Genomic DNA, 18,482 nt, shown 5'->3' with positions numbered 1-18,482 from the left:
AAATTATCACTGGTATCAGACATCGATTCCCCTATTGTGATCGCTCTGCCTGAAATCCTTCATACATCATATCAATGTATTCCCAGATCTCATCCCGTCCGCTTTTATTCAACGCAGAAAACGGAATAACCGGCGTTCCATCTACTACCTGCAGTGCATCTTTGATCTGCTTGATCTGTTTTTGCAATTGTGAACGCTTGATCTTATCCGATTTAGTTGCAATAATGATCGGATTAAATCCATAATTGACACACCATTCATACATCTGTATATCATTTTGATTAGGTTTATGCCGTATATCCACCAGCAAAAAGACCAGACGCAGCACCTTTGACTGGTGCAGATATCCGTCAATCATCTTCCCCCACTTTTTGACTGTATCCTGTGACACTTTCGCATAACCATATCCCGGCAGATCAACAAAATACAACAATTCATTAATATTATAAAAGTTGATCGTCTGTGTTTTACCCGGCTGCTGCGAAGTACGTGCATAAGATTTACGATTCATCAGTGCATTGATCAAGGAAGACTTTCCTACATTGGAACGCCCGGCAAAAGCGACTTCCAATTTGTCATTTTCCGGCAATTTACTTGTAATACCACAAACTGTCTCTAAATTAACACTCGTTACTTTCATTCTATTATCCCATGCCTTTCCATGTTCTTATGCTTCGCCGGAGGCAGTTTCTATACTCTGCTTCCATATTTCCTTTACCGAAGACACCGGAGTAACCGTGATCCCTTCTAAAATGTCCTCCGAAAATTCCACGAGATCACTCTCATTATCTTTCGGAATGAACACCTGAGCGATCCCGGCTGCTTTCGCCGCAAGCATTTTCTCCTTAAGACCACCAATAGCAAGCACTGATCCACGTAAGCTGATTTCTCCCGTCATTGCTATATCGGCTCTGACTTTCCATCCTGTCACCGCAGAATATAATGCCGTTGCCATTGTAACACCTGCAGATGGCCCATCCTTCGGCACGGCGCCTTCCGGTACATGAATATGAATATCATGTTCTGCATAATAAGAGTCTTTCACCAGCTTTGCGGTCTGGCTTCGCACATACGTTAATGCGATCTGTGCTGATTCCTTCATGACATCCCCTAACTTGCCGGTAAGCAGCAGCTTACCGTTTCCGGGCATAATACCAACTTCGACCTCTAACGTCTCTCCACCAACAGCCGTCCATGCCAATCCGCGTACAATACCGACTTGCGCTCTCTTATTCGCCATCCGGATGGTATGCACTTCTTTGCCAAGATACTCTTTCAGATTGCGTTCCGATATACGAACCTTATCTTTCTCACCTGTTGCAATGATTTTCGCTGCCTTCTGGCACAACAATATAAGTTTGCGCTCCAGATCACGCACTCCTGCCTCTCTGGTGTAACGAGCAATAATCATACGAATTGCCTTATCCGTTATTGTAATCTGTGAATTTGTCAAACCATTGGCATTTTTCTGTTTTTTCCACAAAAATTCTTTGGCGATATGAAATTTTTCATTGTCCGTATATCCGGACAGTTGAATGATCTCCATACGGTCACGAAGCGGCAGCGGAATTAACTCCAATGAATTAGCAGTACACCAAAACATCGCATGAGACAAATTGATCGGTATTTCCATATAATGATCCGAAAAATGCTTATTTTGTTCAGGATCTAACACCTCTAACAACGCTGCGGACGGATCCCCTTTATAATCTTTTCCGATCTTATCGATTTCGTCCAGCAAAACCAATGGATTATTGGTTTTTGCCTGACAAAACGCCTTTACGATCCGTCCCGGCATAGATGCGACATACGTTCTTCTGTGTCCACGTATCTCCGCCTCGTCATTGACACCGCCAAGACAAATGCGAACATAACTGCGTCCCAATGCCCTTGCGACTGAACGGGCGATCGATGTTTTACCGGTTCCCGGAGGACCGACCAGACAAAGGATCGGACTCACTGCATCTTTCTTCATTGCCTTTACCGCCAAACATTCCAAAATACGTTCTTTTACTTTAGTAAGACCATAATGATCCTCATCCAACACCTGTGCTGCATACGCAAGATCTAAGCTCTCCTCAGACTTTTTCTTCCATGGAAACGCAAACAGATTATCCAGATAATCACGGATCATTTCACTTTCCGATGGATTTTTGGCAAAACGCTGATAACGCATAATTTCTTCACGAATCGCCTTTTTAACACGCTTAGGAGCCTTTAGTTTCTCTAATTTATGAAGATATTTAGCTGCCTGAGAGCCTACGTCATCATCACCAAGTTCCTCATGAATAGCATCGATCTGCTCTCGCAGATACATCTCCATCTGCTTCTTATCTATATTTTCTCTGATCTTTTTTTGAATCTTCTCCTGTTCAATAAACAGATTGATCTCCTGCGTCATGTAGACAGCAAGCCGCTTTTCGCGTTCGTCAATGGATGGCTCCTCCAAAAGCTTTTGTTTTTGTGTATAATCACTTTCTAACAATCCGCTAAGTTGATCGACATAAGCCCCGCGGTCCTTCTCATCAGCAATAGCATCCCATACTGTAGCAGGAACATCTTCTCTAAATTCCGCATATTTTCTTTGCAGGGCATTGAGAATGCTGCCCATCGCAAGGATCGTCTGGGAATCTTCCTCTGACTCTATTTCTTGAAATTCACTATATTCACAATAATAACAATCCGATTCCCGATGGACTTCTTCAATCATAACACGGCAAACGCCACGTACAACAGCCTGTGGATGTCCTTTTCTCGGCGTATTCATCTGTTTGACTTCCAATAACGTTCCCACCGAATATAATTTTGAATGATCATCGTCTGCCGTTTCTGCCGGCATCCTTGTGACTCCAACCAGTTTTCCACCCGGTCCAATAGCTTGTGATACCGCATTTTCGGAGCGACTGTCATACAAATTCAAATACACAGAACTTCCCGGAAATACAACACACTCTGACAGGATGATCATTGGAATTTTTTGATTATTCATTCCATTCTCTCCTTGTATCTTATCCACAAAAGGGGCAACGCATCTTACGTTACCCCTGCAACATTCGTAAAAAGTACAAAGTTTGTTTATGCAGTTGCATCTTTATCCACTGTCAACTGCTTAACTTCGTCCTCTTTTGTGATCAACTTTGGTTCTTCCTCACCTAAAACTGACTGCTCTGTAATAACACATTCTTTAATGTCATCCACGGATGGAACCTCATACATCACATTCTGCATTACATTTTCCATGATCGCACGCAGTCCTCTTGCGCCGGTCTTGCGTTCTGACGACTGTTTTGCAACAGCCTGGATCGCTTCCGGTTCAAACGACAATTTCACGCCATCCATTTCAAACAGTTTTTGATACTGTTTTGTGATCGCATTTTTAGGCTCTACCAAAATCTTTTCCAGTGCTTTCTCATCCAAAAGATCTAATGCTACCGTAACCGGAAGACGACCAATGATCTCAGGGATCAAACCAAACTTCACAAAATCTTCCGGCAATACCTGTCGGAACAGATCTCCAATTGTCTCATCACGCTTATCTGCGATCTCAGCATTAAATCCAATGGATTTCTGACCGATACGTCCCTCTATGATCTTCTCCAAACCATCGAACGCTCCACCACAAATAAATAGAATATTGGATGTGTCTAACTGGAAGAACTCCTGATGAGGATGTTTTCTTCCACCCTGCGGTGGTACACTGGCTACCGTTCCCTCTAAGATCTTGAGCAGTGCCTGCTGTACACCTTCACCGGAAACATCACGAGTGATCGAAACATTCTCGCCCTTACGGGTGATCTTGTCAATCTCATCGATATAAATAATACCATGCTCCGCACGATCCATATCATAATCCGCTGCCTGAATGATCTTTAACAGAATATTTTCAACATCTTCTCCGACATATCCTGCCTCCGTCAGTGCAGTTGCATCTGCAATGGCAAACGGAACGTTTAATATCTTTGCTAATGTCTGTGCCAAAAAAGTCTTACCGGAACCTGTAGGTCCCACCATGATAATATTACTCTTTTGAATCTCAACATCCATATCTTTTGCAGACAACACACGTTTATAATGGTTATAAACTGCTACGGAAAGAGCTCTCTTTGCGTCATCCTGTCCAACTACATACTCATCCAAAAAATCCTTGATCTCTTTTGGCTTAAGCAAATTGATCTCAGTATCATTGTCGACCTGCTCTGCCTTCTGTGTCATCTCATCTTCCATGATCTCTGAGCAAAGTTCTACACACTGGTCACAAATATACACACCCGGTCCTGCGATCAGACGCGTCACCTGATCCTGTGTCTTTCCACAAAAAGAACATTTTAATATATCATCTTTTTTTCCTGACATGACTACCTCCCTGCCTGATATTCCCCCACTCTTACAATAACTTTATACAGATCTCTATTTCACGATCGTAACAGTGAATACAGTCTGTTATTTACGGTTAGTCACGATCTCATCGATCAAACCATACTCTTTTGCTTCTGCAGCCGTCATATAGTTATCACGCTCTGTATCAGCCTGGATAACTTCTAATGGCTTACCGGTATTTTCTGCCAAAATTTCATTCAAACGACTTCTTGTCTTTAAGATCTGTTCTGCGACGATACGAATCTCTGTTTCCTGACCTTTGGCGCCGCCGGATGGCTGATGGATCATAATCTCCGCATTTGGAAGGGCAAGTCGTTTTCCTTTAGCTCCTCCTGCTAACAAAAATGCACCCATGCTTGCCGCAAGGCCCATACAAATTGTAGAAACATCACATTTTACATAATTCATTGTATCATAGATGGCAAATCCTGCACTAACAGATCCTCCCGGACTGTTGATATAAAGGCTGATATCTTTGTTTGGATCCTGAGATTCCAAAAACAACAGCTGAGATACTACCAAACTCGCAATATCATCATTTACCTCGTTGGATAAAATAATAATGCGGTCCTGCAACAATCTGGAATAAATATCATACGAACGCTCTCCGCCACTCGTTTTTTCAATAACATAAGGAATACTATAACTCATTGTGCTCACCATGCCTTTCCATGTACCTGCAAATACTAAGCTGCAGGACATACTCTCTTAGACTTAACAAAAACGCCAGCCCATCAGGCAGCTGAAACAGCTTCCTGATGCGGATGGCGTTAACTTCTGTTTGTATTATTTCTCAACAGCTTCCTTTACAACAAATTCCACTGCTTTCTGCACTGCCAGATCCATTCCGATCTGTTTCTTCTCATCATCGCCGATTAACTCTTTTAACTTGTCGATCTCCATCTGATACATAGAAGCCATATTCTCTAACTCTTTATCGATCTCTTCATCAGAAGCCTCGATGTTCTCTGCAACAACAACTGCCTCTAATACCAAGCGACTCTGGATACGCTTCAAAGCCTGTGGCTCTAAATCTTCCATCATCTTCTGTGGAGTAAGACCTGTAAACTGCATATACTGCTCCAAAGACAATCCCTGAGACTGAAGACGCTGTGCGAACTCCTGTGTCATCTGACGTGTCTGTGCAGTGATCATCTGCTGTGGAATCTCCATCTGTGCATTCTCAATGATCTTCTCAATGATCTGATCTTCCTGCTCACGTTTGATCTGATTCTCTTTGTTCTCTAAGATTTTCTTCTCAACGTCAGCCTTGTACTCATCCAATGTATCAAAATCAGATACATCCTGTGCAAAATCATCATCCAGTTCAGGAAGCTCTTTCTTCTGGATTTCTTTGATCTTTACCTTGAACAATGCAGGCTTACCCTTAAGCTCGTCTACATGATACTCTTCTGGGAATGTTACGTTTACTTCAACATCCTCACCGAGATTCTTGCCAACCAACTGATCCTCGAAATTATCAATGAAAGAATGTGATCCAAGAACTAACGTATAATCCTCTGCATAACCGCCTTCAAACTGCTTGCCATCTACATAACCATCAAAGTCGATGATAACAGTATCTCCGTCCTCTGTAGCACGATCCTCGATCGTGATCAGTCTGGAGTTAGCTTCTCTTGCCTTATCGATCTCTGCTGTGATCTCTTCCTCACTTACTTCTGCCTCTTTCTTCTCTACCTCAATACCCTTGTAGTCACCCAAAGTAACTTCCGGCTTTATTGCTACGGTAGCTGTAAAGATGAAATCCGTTCCCTTTTCCATCTGTGTTACTTCAATTTCAGGCTGTGCAACGATCTCAAGCTCACTTTCCTTAGCTGCTGTCTCATATGCTTCCGGGATCAACTCATTGGCTGCATCCTCATAAAATACTCCCGTGCCGTACATTTTCTCGATCATTGCTCTTGGAGCCTTTCCTTTACGGAATCCCGGCAGAGCAATCTTACCTTTATTTTTCTGATAAGCTGAATCAACTGCTGCATCAAACTTTGCAGCCTCAACTGTAATTGTCAGCTTAGCCATGCTCTTCTCCAACTTTTCTACCTGTACACTCATTCTTGTAAATTCCTCCTTATAAAAATATCACATTGCTATACTATAGCATGAACTTTCTCCGAAAATCAAGGCTTTTTCAAAATTAATTATTTTGCCTCATGTCCTTTAGCTTTCAGTACTGCGATCACATCATCAACATACCGCTCACAAAGCTCCTGTGTCTCTGCTTCCACCATAACACGGATAACCGGTTCAGTGCCGCTCTCGCGCAGCAAAATACGACCATTCTCGCCTAGCGCCTGCTCGACTTTTTTCACGGCTTCGATCACATCTTCATCAGCTCTTGCTGCCGGCTTGTCATTAACGCGAATATTTTTCAATACCTGCGGATAGATCACAAGTCCCTTTCGCAATTCGGATAATTTTTCTTTCTTTTCCAACATAACTTCCATCAGCATCAAAGAAGTAAGCACACCGTCTCCGGTAACCGCATATTTACTAAATATAATATGTCCGGACTGCTCACCGCCCAGGGAATGACCAAACTGCATCATATTGGCATTGACATATTTATCGCCAACGGATGTCTTTTCATAGGAAATACCAACTTTATCAAACGCCTTGTAAAGTCCCATATTAGACATGATCGTCGTAACAACCGTATTGTTATTTAATTCTCCCTTATCCTTCAGGTAACAACCACACAGATATAAGATCGCATCTCCATCGATCACCTGACCCTTGTCATCTACCGCAAGGCAACGGTCTGCATCTCCATCATACGCAAATCCAACATCAAGATTGTTCTCGACCACAAACTTCTGCAGATTATCAATATGCGTCGATCCACAGTTATCATTGATGTTTGTTCCATCCGGATTCATGCCGATCGCAAATGTCTGCGCTCCCAATGCATCAAAAACACCTTTTGCCACGGAATAAGAAGAACCGTTAGCACAATCTAATCCAACTTTTATATTCTTAAAAGAACGAGTTGCCAAAGACATTAAATAACCGATGTAACGATGTCTTCCGATTGCATAATCGATCGTGCATCCGATATTTTCTCTGGTTGCCATAGGAATGTCATCTACTTCACTGTCAATATATGTCTCGATCTTTTCTTCAACCTCAGCCTCCATCTTATGTCCCTTGCCATTGATCACCTTTAATCCGTTATCATAATACGGATTATGGCTGGCAGATATCATAATACCGCAGTCAAACTTTTCTGTTCGCACAACATAAGACACACTTGGGGTTGGCGTTACATGCAGAAGATACACATCCGCACCACTCGCTGTAAGACCTGCACAAAGAGCATCTTCAAACATATAACTGGAACGTCTGGTATCTTTACCGATCACCACACGCGCCTTGTGCTCTTTTCCATAATACCATCCTAAAAAACGACCTACTTTATATGCATGCATTACATTTAAATTAACATTTGCTTCTCCACGAAATCCATCGGTTCCAAAATATTTCACGTTACTCCTCCATTCTGACTCTTCACTCTTTCAACTCTACCCGCTGCCTTATGCTGTCTCTTCTATGTCCTATTCTCCTAATAAGCAACCGGTGCTTTACACAACATTACAATTTTACCATATGTGCTTTTCAAAATCAATGTTCTGTTTCCAATGCGGCTTATATTCCTCAATTGCTCCTTTTTTATGCCACTTTCATTATGGCATATACCCCTAAACGCCTGTTTCTACATGGCGTTTTCCAAAATAAAACCTGTTATGATGATATCAAATATTTTATCTAATAGGAAGGGGCACGTATGAATATTTACAAAGCTACAAATGATATTTGTGATACAACATTGTTTTCTTTAAAGTGGAACAAACACAGTTTTGGACTGCGTCTTGCAAAACTTCGCGAAGCGGCCGGAATCAGCGCACGCCAAATGAGCTTGGATCTTGGATTAAACAAAAACTACATTAATTCCATTGAATCCGGTAAAAATTATCCGGCATTGGAAGGCTTCTTTAACATCTGCGATTATCTTCACGTCGATCCCTTTACCTTTTTCTATACTGATGATAATACGTATCAATCCTTCGCCTATTTTATTCCACTATTGCAAAAGTTAAATTCCGAAGAGATCCAGCATGTCTATCAGATGGTCAAGAATGTCACCGAATATCCATCCCGGCAGACGAAAACAAAAGCGAATCGATTTATTCCTACAAAATAATAGCCGCAGAACGCAACGTTTTTACGTGATTTCTTACTTTGTTATGTCTCTGAAATACGAGACATAAGTAACGACGAGCGCAAAGTCCCTTTCAAAAATGATGAATACCTTGCTTCCGGGACTTCGAGTTCTCAGAAGGGCAGGTAAATCATTCATCAGAGACAACAAAATCTGGAAATCACTGTAAAAACGAAATGCGATCAGTTATAAGGCATGGGAAATTTACGTAAATTATTTGTAAAAATAATATAATTCGACAGTTATATATGGTTTTTTTATACAAAATGATTTAAACTATTATCATTACATGAACAGGAGGTATATTCTCATGGCAATAACTGTTTTCGCGGCAATTGATGTCGGTAGTCATGAAACCGCAATGCGTATTTACGAGATTTCCAAAAAACACGGTGTACATGAATTGGAATATCTGCATCACACAGCGCGTCTTGGATATGAGACATTTTCCACAAGACATATCAGCTATCACACGATTGATAAGCTCTGTAATATTTTACTCGGCTTTAAGGAAAAGATGATGGAGTACCGCATCAAAGATTATATGATCATTGCAACCAGTGCTCTCCGGGAAGCCGATAATAATCTGATCGTATTAGATCAGGTGAAACAGCGCACAGGCTTTCAGATCAAAATCCTCAGCAACTCCGAACAGCGCTATCTATGCTATAAAGCCATCGCATTGCAGCCCAACTCATTCCACAAGCTGATCCAAAAGGGTACGCTTTTGGTCGATGTCGGCGGTGGCAGTATCCAATTATCATTATTCGACAAAAACAACCTGATCACGACCCATAATATTTTGTTAGGTTCTCTGCGTATCCAAGAGTTTTTACAAACAATGCAAGGCGATGTGATCAATTATCAGAATCTGGTTCATGAATATATTTCTAACAGTCTGCATACGTTTTCTAAACTGTATTTGCAAGATTGTAATGTCCGAAATATTATTGCTGTCGGCAACCAGCTGCAAACGTTTGTAAAATATCTGGTCACGCACCATTTTGGCAATTTGCAGCCGGTCGATTCAAAGGGTAACAAAAAAGATTCCGTCAACCGTCAGGAATACGAAGAACTGTATCATGCCATTTCCACGCAGGCACCGGATGATCTTGCCCGCGAACTGTCAATTTCTGAAGACAAGGCAGAGCTGCTTTTGCCGACTGCCATGATCTATCACAATATTTTTGAAGAGACAGATGCCGAGTTTATGTGGTTGTCCGGCATAACGATCTGCGATGGCATGGCAGCTGATTTTGCCGAATGCAAAGAACATATTGTTCCGGCTCATCCTTTCTCGGATGATATCATCTCCGTATCACGCAAACTGGCAGAACGCTTTTGCTGCGATACAGAACACATTCATCAGGTAGAGATTGCTGCCTTAAAGCTGTTTGATGCTCTGCGCAAAGCCAATCACCTGACCAAGAAGGATCGTTTACTTCTTCAGATAGCAGCGATACTTCACAATTGTGGCAGTTTTCTCAACTTAAATGACATCGGTGAAAACTCCTACAAAATTGTTACTTCCACAGAGATCATCGGATTATCCCATCAGGAACGTATGATCGTTGCTTATGTGATCCGATATACAACCGGCGACTTTCCGGAATACAGCGAGATTAAAAATGAATTCAGCCGTGAAGAATATATCAAAATTGCAAAACTAAATGCAATACTCTGTCTTGCCGATGCTATGGATCGAAGCCATCAACAGAAATTCACCAATTTTACGGTCCGCAAACGCGGATATGATCTTACCATCACCGGTCAGACATTGTATGACATCACATTGGAACATGGTATGTTTATACAGAAATCACCATTTTTTGAAGAGGCCTTCGGTATTCGCCCTGTCCTCCGCCAAAAAAAGTGTCTATAGAAAGGAGACTCTATCATGAGTACAAAATCACCTTATTCCAAACCGGAATATTTTTATAACCGTGAATTAAGCTGGCTGTTATTTAACCGCCGCGTACTGGAAGAGGCCAAAGATTCCTCTCTTCCCTTATTTGATCGTCTTAAATTTTTGAGCATTACGTCGTCCAACTTAGATGAGTTTTTTATGATACGTGTTGCCTCTCTCAAAGACATGGTACAGGTAAAATACAACAAAAAAGACATCTCCGGCATGACCCCTGCAGAACAGTTAGCTGCGATCAACGAACGTACACATTTGTTCGTTAAAGATCAGTATGATATTTTTAATCGTTCTCTGATCCCGGCCCTAGAAAAAGAAGGCGTACACGTCTTATCCCACTATGAAAATCTTAGTGAGAAACAGTCCAAATATGTAGACCGTTATTTTACCGATGAAGTATACCCGGTACTTACTCCTATGGCAGTGGATTCATCCAGACCATTTCCGCTGATCCGTAACAAAACATTAAATATCGGCGCTATTCTCCGCATGAAAAAAGACAAAGCCGCAGGCGGACAATTCCGCGATCTTTATCTGTCACATGGCAACAAAAAGAAAGGAGCTGATTCCAATGATACCGATTTTGCAACGGTTCAGGTTCCTTCTGTACTGCCTCGTTTTGTCGAGATCCCATCCGAGCAAAAAGGTGAAAAAACCTTTATTTTGTTAGAGCAGATCATTGAAAAAAATATTGGAAAACTGTTTGTCAATTATGAGATTGAATCGGTATTTCCATATCGTATCATGCGTAATGCGGACCTTAGCATTGAAGAAGATGAAGCTGCTGATCTTCTGATCGAGATCGAACGACAGCTCAAAAAACGTCAATGGGGGCAGGCAATCCGTTTGGAAGTTGAAGATGGCATGGACAAACGTCTGCTCAAAAAACTGCGTCAGGAGTTAAAGATCAAAGAGGAAGATATTTTTAAGATCAACGGTCCTTTGGATTTAACATTTCTTATGAAATTATCCGGATTGGAAGGATATGATAAGCTACGCACTCCAAAATATACACCACAGCCTGCTAAATGGCTAAATGGTGAAGATCATCTGTTTGATCAGATCCGTGACCATGATGTTCTTCTACATCATCCATATGAGACTTTTGACCCGGTTGTTGATTTTGTCAAACAAGCTTCGAAAGATCCAAACGTTCTTGCGATCAAACAGACCTTGTACCGCGTCAGCAGCCACTCTCCGATCATCGCATCTCTTGCTGCTGCTGCCGAAAACGGCAAACAGGTAACCGTGCTTGTCGAGTTAAAAGCACGGTTTGATGAAGAAAACAATATTATCTGGGCACGTAAACTGGAGCAGGCCGGCTGTCATGTCATTTACGGTCTTGTTGGTCTGAAGACGCACAGCAAGATCACGTTAGTTGTCCGTAAAGAAGAAGATGGCATTCGACGTTATGTCCACCTCGGTACCGGTAACTACAACGATAGCACAGCAAAATTATATACCGATATGGGTCTTCTTACATGCCGTAAAGCGATCGGTGAAGATGCCACCGCCGTCTTTAATATGCTGTCCGGTTATTCGGAACCGGCATTTTGGAACAAATTAGCAATTGCACCGATCCGCCTGCGTGACCGCTTTACTCAATTGATCAACCGAGAAAAAGAATTTGCCAAAAAGGGTAAAAAAGCATTTATTCGCGCCAAAATGAATTCTCTATGCGATGCCGGTATTATCAGCTCCTTGTATGAAGCTGCTGCCGCCGGTGTTAAGATTGAATTAGTTGTACGCGGTATCTGCTGCCTCAAGACCGGAATGCCGGGTATCAGCGAGAACATTACGGTACGTTCGATCGTCGGTGACTTTTTGGAGCACAGCCGAATCTTCCATTTCTACAACAACGGTTTCGAGGAAGTCTATATGGGAAGTGCAGACTGGATGCCTCGTAACCTGGATAAACGTGTGGAGATTTTATTTCCGGTAGAAGATGACGCATTAAAAGCTGAAGTGATCCATATTTTGGACATTCAACTGGCGGATAACGAAAAAGCAAGAATTTTACAGAAAAACGGAACCTATCGACGTGCTGCAAAGGGCGGACACGCTAAACTCAACTCACAGAAATACTTCTGTGAAGAAGCAAAGCGTGCGCAAAAAGAACGTAAAAAGCAAAATAAAAATACGCATACGTTTGAACCTCTCCATTCTGTTCCGGAAGAGTAAAATAAAATCTAATACCAGAACAAAGAGTCGCTTGCGACTCTTTCGCGCTCGAGCGGTGCTTAATGCACCGCCCCTTTTTCACGAAAACGATCATGAATATTATGCGATATGATACATGATAACGCGCATTTTATTTTTTTGCTGTTAATTCTTATCACAGAAAGTCCATCAGCGAGATCTGATTTGAATGTGGCAGATCCCCGAATAATCCAAGCCTATCCATCGTCTCTACTGTATTTGCGCTGACCTTGCACCGGGTCTTAAAGTCTTCCTGCGACAAAAATTCCCCTTTGCTCGCCTCATCCTCGATCAACTCTGCTGCTTTATCTCCCAGTCCGTCGATCGATGAAAAAGCAGGCATTAATTTCCCATCCACGATCTGAAATCTGGTTGCTTTGGATCGATAAATATCAATCTTGCAAAAACCAAATCCTCGCGCATACATTTCCTGTACAAGATGCATATCATCTAACGTACTCTTTTCTTTGTCAGACAACTCATTTTTGCGTCTGTTGTAATCATTAATGTAATACTCTAACCGCTCTCTGCCCTGACACATGATCTCATAATCAAAGGCTGTCGCGCGAATACTAAAATATGACGCATAATACGCCAACGGCTCGTGCACCTTAAACCATGCGACACGCAATCCCATCATAACATAAGCTGCCGCATGCGCTTTTGGGAACATATATTTGATCTTTTTGCAGGATTCGATGTACCAGTCCGGCACATTGCAGGCACGCATATCTTCTTCCATGTCCGGTGTCAAACCTTTTCCCTTACGTACACTCTCCATGATCTTAAAGGAACGTTCATTTTCCACGCCCATACTGATCAAATAGATCATAATATCATCACGGGTACAGATCGCCGTAGACAACGTACAGTCACCGTTTTTAATATAATACTGTGCATTGCCAAGCCATACATCGGTACCATGTGACAGTCCTGAAATACGGACAAGATCCGAAAAGTTTTTTGGCTTAGCATCTAACAGCATGCCCATAACAAAGTTAGTTCCAAACTCCGGTACACCCAGACATCCAAGCGTACATCCGCCAATATCTTCCGGCGTAATACCTAACGCCTCTGTCGAGGCAAAAAGAGAAAGCACATCCGGATCATTCATCGGGATCTCCGAGGCATCTTTACCCGTAAGATCCTCTAACATACGGATCATTGTAGGATCCAAATGTCCTAAAATATCCAGTTTCAACAAGTTTGCATCAATCTTATGATAATCGAAATGTGTCGTTATGATCTTTGTTGTCATATCATTGGCCGGATGTTGTACCGGCGTAAAGGTGTAGATCTCTTCTCCGATCGGCAACACAACGATACCGCCCGGATGCTGTCCTGTGGTACGTCTTACACCTACGCAGCCTTTCGCAATACGTTCCATTTCCGCACTGCGCTTTGTGATCTCATGTTCTTCACAATATTTCTTAACGTAGCCATATGCAGTCTTTTCCGCCATTGTACCAACCGTTCCGGCACGAAAAGTCTGACCTGCACCAAAAATAACCTCCGTATAATCGTGTGCATTACTCTGATACTCATTTGAGAAGTTCAGGTCGATATCAGGCTCTTTGTCTCCCTTAAATCCCAAGAATGTTTCAAACGGAATATCATGACCTTCTTTGTTCATTACTGTCCCACAATTCGGACAGATCTTATCCGGAAGATCGCACGCAGAAGTTCCCGCATTTTCCTTGATCACCGGATCATCAAAGTCATAATGATGGCAGGTTGAACAATAATAATGTGCCGGCAACGGATTGATTTCCGTAATTCCGGACATCGTTGCCGCAAAGGATGATCCGACTGAGCCTCGGGAACCAACCAGGTATCCATCTTCGTTAGACTTCCACACCAACTTCTGTGCGATAATATACATCACGGCATATCCGTTACCAATGATCGATTTTAACTCTCTCTCTAAACGCTCTTCGACGACCGGAGGAAGATCAGGGCCATAGATCTCATGTGCTCTGTTATAGCAGATATTACGCAGATCCTGATCAGAATTTTCAATATACGGCGGACATTTTCGCGGACTGCACGGATAAATCTTATCCACCATATCAGCGATCAGATTGGTGTTCGTAATGACAATTTCCTCTGCCTTTTTGGATCCAAGATATTGAAATTCCGCAAGCATTTCCTCTGTTGTTCGATAATATAGCGGTGCCTGCTGATCCGCATCCGCAAACCCCTTACCGGACATAATAATACGGCGATACACTTCATCTTCCGGATTCAGAAAATGCACATCGCAGGTTGCCACAACCAGCTTATTATAAGCCTCTCCAAGAGAAACGATCCGACGGTTAAGCTCCTTCAGATCGTTATCATCCTGTATCTGCGGATATTTATCTTCGTCACGAACCATGAATTCATTGTTCCCGATCGGCTGGATCTCCAAATAATCATAAAAGCGGACTAAACGGTCAATCTCTTCCTCCGGCTTTTCTTCAACAAGTGCACGGAACAACTCACCCGCCTCACAAGCTGAACCGATCAAAAGGCCCTCACGCCACTTCATAAACAGACTCTTGGGCAATTTCGGTCGTCTGTTAAAGTATTTCAAATGAGACTCTGACACCAAACGATACAGATTCACGCGGCCGGTTTCATTTTTGGCTAAGATAACAGCATGATACGATGGCATCTTACGAATCGACTCCTCATTCGGAATACAAGCCTCGTTTAACTGTGTCAGATTCTTGATCTCCTTGTCCTCCAACCGCTTGATCATATGCAAAAAGATTTCTGCCGTTGCCTCTGCATCGTCCACCGCTCTATGATGATGTTCCAGAGAAACATTAAGCTGCTTTGCCACAGTATGTAATTTGTAATTTTTAAGTTCCGGTAAAAGTGCTCGCGCAACAGACACCGTATCCACAATCGTAAATTTGCAGTCAAGCCCGAGATCTGATGATTTCTGGCTAATAAATCCCATATCAAATCCGGCGTTATGTGCCACCATGACTGCCCCTTCACAGAACTCCAAAAATTGTGGAAGAACAGTTTCGATCCCATCCGCATCACAAACCATAGAGTCATCAATGGATGTCAATTTCGTGATATGATATGGAATCGGTCGGTGCGGATTGATAAAGGTACTAAAACGATCGGTGATCGTCCGATTTTCGACCTTTACAGCACCAATTTCTATGATTTCGTTGCTTTTAGGACCAATTCCTGTCGTCTCCAAGTCAAACACAACATACGTATCATCAAACGCTTGTCCTTCATCATTTTGAACCGCTTCGATCAGATCATCGACCAAATATGCTTCGACACCATACAACACCTTAAATGCATCGTCACGATCCACTTCATGATCTGCATCCGGGAATGACTGTACAACACCGTGGTCTGTGATCGCCACTGCAGGGTGTCCCCACTCTTTTGCGCGCTTCACAAATTCACGTACCGGAACTACTGAGTCCATCTCACTCATTTGTGTATGTGCATGTAATTCCACTCGTTTTGGGCCCTCATAGATATCCATCCGTTTTTCTCTGGTATCTTTGCCCGGTTTGATGCCACGTACTGAACTGATCGTGATCTCGCGGCTAAAGGTATCAAAAATCGGGATTCCTTTCAGTTTTATAAATTTACCGTTTTTGAGTTCTCCGCCAATGGATTCTAATACTTCCGGCTCCAAAAAGATCTTCGCCTGAATCGTATCGGTAAAATCTGTAATATTAAACATTAACAGGATCTTACCACTTTTAAGCTCCCTCTCTTCCGAAGACAATATCATTCCCTCGATCACAACCTCACCCGGATCCTCCTGGATATCTGCAATCTTGACCATATTGCCATCACAGTTACGTCCATAGAAACATTCTTCGTCCACATTGCCATGAAACGAACCTCTTCCACCTTTTCGGCTGTAAGGACTGCCTCGAAACGTCTTTTTCTCTCCTCCGGCTTTCTTCTCTGCGGAATCGTTCTTTTTCTCCACAACCGGTTCCGCAGCGGTCTTGACGACAGTCTCTGTAGGTGCTTTCTGTCCGGAGACTGTCCCCGGATCCTGTGATCTTCCTGCGGTTTTTCCTTGTGCACCCATGTTTTTTGTTCCGGAACCACGCTCGAACCCTTGTACTTTCTCCGTACCGAATGCCTCCGCCGACTGCACCTGATTCTTATGTTGTATCACATCGCGATAGCTGATCTCTTCCTCTTCTTGGATCTGCGGTTCACGGTAACTGATCTTTAATGTGATCGAAAATCCGGCTTTTCTTGAAAAAAGATCTTGAACTTTCTTGATCACCTCTGTCTCTCTGGCACGAAACAATATATCATCATCACAGCACAAATAGAGTGTCTCCCCTTCGAGATGACACTCTCCACTATAAAACATGTTAAATTCCAGAACATTGCTTTCTTTCAAGATCATCAAAATGCTGTCCTGGTATTCCTGCCAAAAATTCTCAGGCGTATACTGTTCTGACAGTCGAAACCGATCTGTTACCTGTACGGTAAATCCTGCTTTATCAAACAACTGATTCAATGCGTACTCTAACAGTGCAATCTCACGGTATGGAATAATATGTTCACTGACAATATGAACCTCCACTCTTTTTTGCTCCCGCAACAGACACAGACGTTCTACATATACTTCCTCAAAAACAGACTGCTGCCTTGCCGTCAAACGAAGATCAGCAAACGTTTCCTGTAGTAACTTTTCCATTCGATCACATCCTATCAAGTTCCTGCTGCAATGCTAAGAGTAATTGATCTTCCGGAACTTTACGGATCACTTCGCCTTTTTTGATCAAAAGACCCTCACCTTTGCCCCCGGCAATTCCGATATCAGCCTCTCTCGCCTCTCCGGGACCATTTACAACGCAGCCCATTACAGCTACTTTTATATCTTTGTCAAGATCCTTGACCATATTTTCCACTTTCGTTGCAAGACCGATCAAATCAATCTGAGTTCGTCCACAAGTTGGGCAAGAAACAACCGTTACGCCCCCTTTACGCAACCCAAGTGTCCGCAAAATAAGTTTTGCCGAGCGTACCTCTTCGACCGGATCACCAGTGAGAGACACACGTATCGTATCTCCAATACCCTCATACAGAATCGTTCCGATACCGATTGCTGATTTAATGTTCCCGGAGTGAACCGTTCCCGACTCCGTAATTCCAACGTGCAGCGGATAACGACTCTGTTTATCCATTAACTCATGTGCTTTGATACTCATTAATACATCCGAGGATTTAATACTGATGACCAAATTGTCATAGCCCATATTTTCGATCATCGCAACTTTCTGTAATGCACTCTTTACCAACCCCTCCGCCGTCACATGACCGTATTCTGCAATAATATCTTTTTCAAGAGAGCCACTATTGACGCCGACACGGATCGGGATCCCACGCTCCTTAGCAGCATTCACAACAGCACGTACACGCTCCTCATCACCAATGTTGCCAGGATTGATACGAATCTTATCTGCCCCATTTTCAATTGCCGCCAATGCCAGACGATAGTCAAAATGAATGTCTGCGACCAGCGGAATATGGATCTGCTTATGAATCTCTTTCAAACTTTCTGCCGCCTGCATTGTTGGTACTGCACAACGGATAATATCACAGCCGGCCTCCTCCAGCGCATGAATCTGTGCAACCGTTGCTGCCACATCCTCTGTCTTGGTATTCGTCATCGACTGAATTGCTACCGGATTGCCACCACCGATCTTACGATCACCTATCTGAATCACTTTTGTCTGTTCACGCATCTATCCT

General features: G+C 42.7%; 11 protein-coding genes. 3 read left to right on the top strand and 8 right to left on the bottom strand.

Annotated elements, in window-relative coordinates; genetic code table 11:
* Positions 1–31: 31 nt before the first annotated feature.
* The 6 genes from yihA to glmM form a co-directional block, all read right to left on the bottom strand.
* Positions 32–640: a ribosome biogenesis GTP-binding protein YihA/YsxC gene (gene yihA, locus ACSAJE_RS01160; protein ID WP_118506475.1), complete on the bottom strand. Its 609-nt coding sequence runs from the start codon at positions 638–640 to the stop codon at positions 32–34.
* Positions 641–667: 27 nt separating this feature from the next.
* Positions 668–2,989, bottom strand: a complete 2,322-nt coding sequence (lon, locus tag ACSAJE_RS01155) for an endopeptidase La (RefSeq protein ID WP_458009485.1) — start codon at positions 2,987–2,989, stop codon at positions 668–670.
* An 86-nt stretch (positions 2,990–3,075) separates the two neighbouring features.
* Positions 3,076–4,353, bottom strand: a complete 1,278-nt coding sequence (clpX, locus tag ACSAJE_RS01150; protein WP_458009484.1) for an ATP-dependent Clp protease ATP-binding subunit ClpX — start codon at positions 4,351–4,353, stop codon at positions 3,076–3,078.
* Positions 4,354–4,440: 87 nt separating this feature from the next.
* Positions 4,441–5,028 (bottom strand): ATP-dependent Clp endopeptidase proteolytic subunit ClpP, encoded by a 588-nt coding sequence (gene clpP / locus ACSAJE_RS01145; RefSeq protein WP_118506512.1) that lies wholly within the window; start codon positions 5,026–5,028, stop codon positions 4,441–4,443.
* Positions 5,029–5,163: 135 nt separating this feature from the next.
* Positions 5,164–6,450 carry a trigger factor gene (tig, locus tag ACSAJE_RS01140; protein ID WP_118690065.1) on the bottom strand — a complete coding sequence of 429 codons (1,287 nt, stop codon included), beginning with the start codon at positions 6,448–6,450 and terminating at the stop codon, positions 5,164–5,166.
* A gap of 86 nt (positions 6,451–6,536) precedes the next feature.
* Complete coding sequence (gene glmM / locus ACSAJE_RS01135; protein ID WP_022026275.1) at positions 6,537–7,880, bottom strand: phosphoglucosamine mutase; 1,344 nt, start codon at positions 7,878–7,880, stop codon at positions 6,537–6,539.
* A gap of 299 nt (positions 7,881–8,179) precedes the next feature.
* On the opposite strand from glmM, the gene ACSAJE_RS01130 reads away from it, so the two are divergent.
* From ACSAJE_RS01130 to ACSAJE_RS01120, 3 genes are all read left to right on the top strand, one after another.
* Complete coding sequence (locus ACSAJE_RS01130) at positions 8,180–8,596, top strand: helix-turn-helix domain-containing protein (protein ID WP_118690063.1); 417 nt, start codon at positions 8,180–8,182, stop codon at positions 8,594–8,596.
* A 328-nt stretch (positions 8,597–8,924) separates the two neighbouring features.
* The gene (locus ACSAJE_RS01125; protein ID WP_022026273.1) at positions 8,925–10,496 is read left to right on the top strand and encodes a Ppx/GppA phosphatase family protein; all 1,572 of its coding nucleotides are present in this window, start codon (positions 8,925–8,927) and stop codon (positions 10,494–10,496) included.
* A gap of 15 nt (positions 10,497–10,511) precedes the next feature.
* A complete protein-coding gene (locus ACSAJE_RS01120; RefSeq protein WP_118690062.1) occupies positions 10,512–12,716 on the top strand; it encodes an RNA degradosome polyphosphate kinase in 2,205 nt (734 codons plus the stop codon).
* 154 nt (positions 12,717–12,870) lie between these two features.
* Here ACSAJE_RS01120 and ACSAJE_RS01115 read toward each other — a convergent pair whose 3' ends face one another.
* Both ACSAJE_RS01115 and ispG read right to left on the bottom strand, forming a co-directional pair.
* Positions 12,871–17,424: a PolC-type DNA polymerase III gene (locus tag ACSAJE_RS01115; RefSeq protein WP_118690061.1), complete on the bottom strand. Its 4,554-nt coding sequence runs from the start codon at positions 17,422–17,424 to the stop codon at positions 12,871–12,873.
* Positions 17,425–17,428: 4 nt separating this feature from the next.
* A complete protein-coding gene (ispG, locus tag ACSAJE_RS01110) occupies positions 17,429–18,475 on the bottom strand; it encodes a flavodoxin-dependent (E)-4-hydroxy-3-methylbut-2-enyl-diphosphate synthase (RefSeq protein ID WP_022026269.1) in 1,047 nt (348 codons plus the stop codon).
* Positions 18,476–18,482: the final 7 nt, after the last annotated feature.

Source organism: Jutongia sp. SJQ-6 (genome assembly GCF_054161275.1).
The sequence above is the reverse complement of the archived record's forward strand: the minus strand, read 5'-3'. Positions and strand labels throughout refer to the sequence as shown.

Coding starts and splice junctions, on each gene's coding strand:
- yihA (WP_118506475.1), bottom strand. CDS start 640: ATGAAAGTAACGAGTGTTAATTTAGAGACAGTTTGTGGTATTACAAGT.
- lon (WP_458009485.1), bottom strand. CDS start 2,989: ATGAATAATCAAAAAATTCCAATGATCATCCTGTCAGAGTGTGTTGTA.
- clpX (WP_458009484.1), bottom strand. CDS start 4,353: ATGTCAGGAAAAAAAGATGATATATTAAAATGTTCTTTTTGTGGAAAG.
- clpP (WP_118506512.1), bottom strand. CDS start 5,028: ATGAGTTATAGTATTCCTTATGTTATTGAAAAAACGAGTGGCGGAGAG.
- tig (WP_118690065.1), bottom strand. CDS start 6,450: ATGAGTGTACAGGTAGAAAAGTTGGAGAAGAGCATGGCTAAGCTGACA.
- ACSAJE_RS01130 (WP_118690063.1), top strand. CDS start 8,180: ATGAATATTTACAAAGCTACAAATGATATTTGTGATACAACATTGTTT.
- ACSAJE_RS01125 (WP_022026273.1), top strand. CDS start 8,925: ATGGCAATAACTGTTTTCGCGGCAATTGATGTCGGTAGTCATGAAACC.
- ACSAJE_RS01120 (WP_118690062.1), top strand. CDS start 10,512: ATGAGTACAAAATCACCTTATTCCAAACCGGAATATTTTTATAACCGT.
- ACSAJE_RS01115 (WP_118690061.1), bottom strand. CDS start 17,424: ATGGAAAAGTTACTACAGGAAACGTTTGCTGATCTTCGTTTGACGGCA.
- ispG (WP_022026269.1), bottom strand. CDS start 18,475: ATGCGTGAACAGACAAAAGTGATTCAGATAGGTGATCGTAAGATCGGT.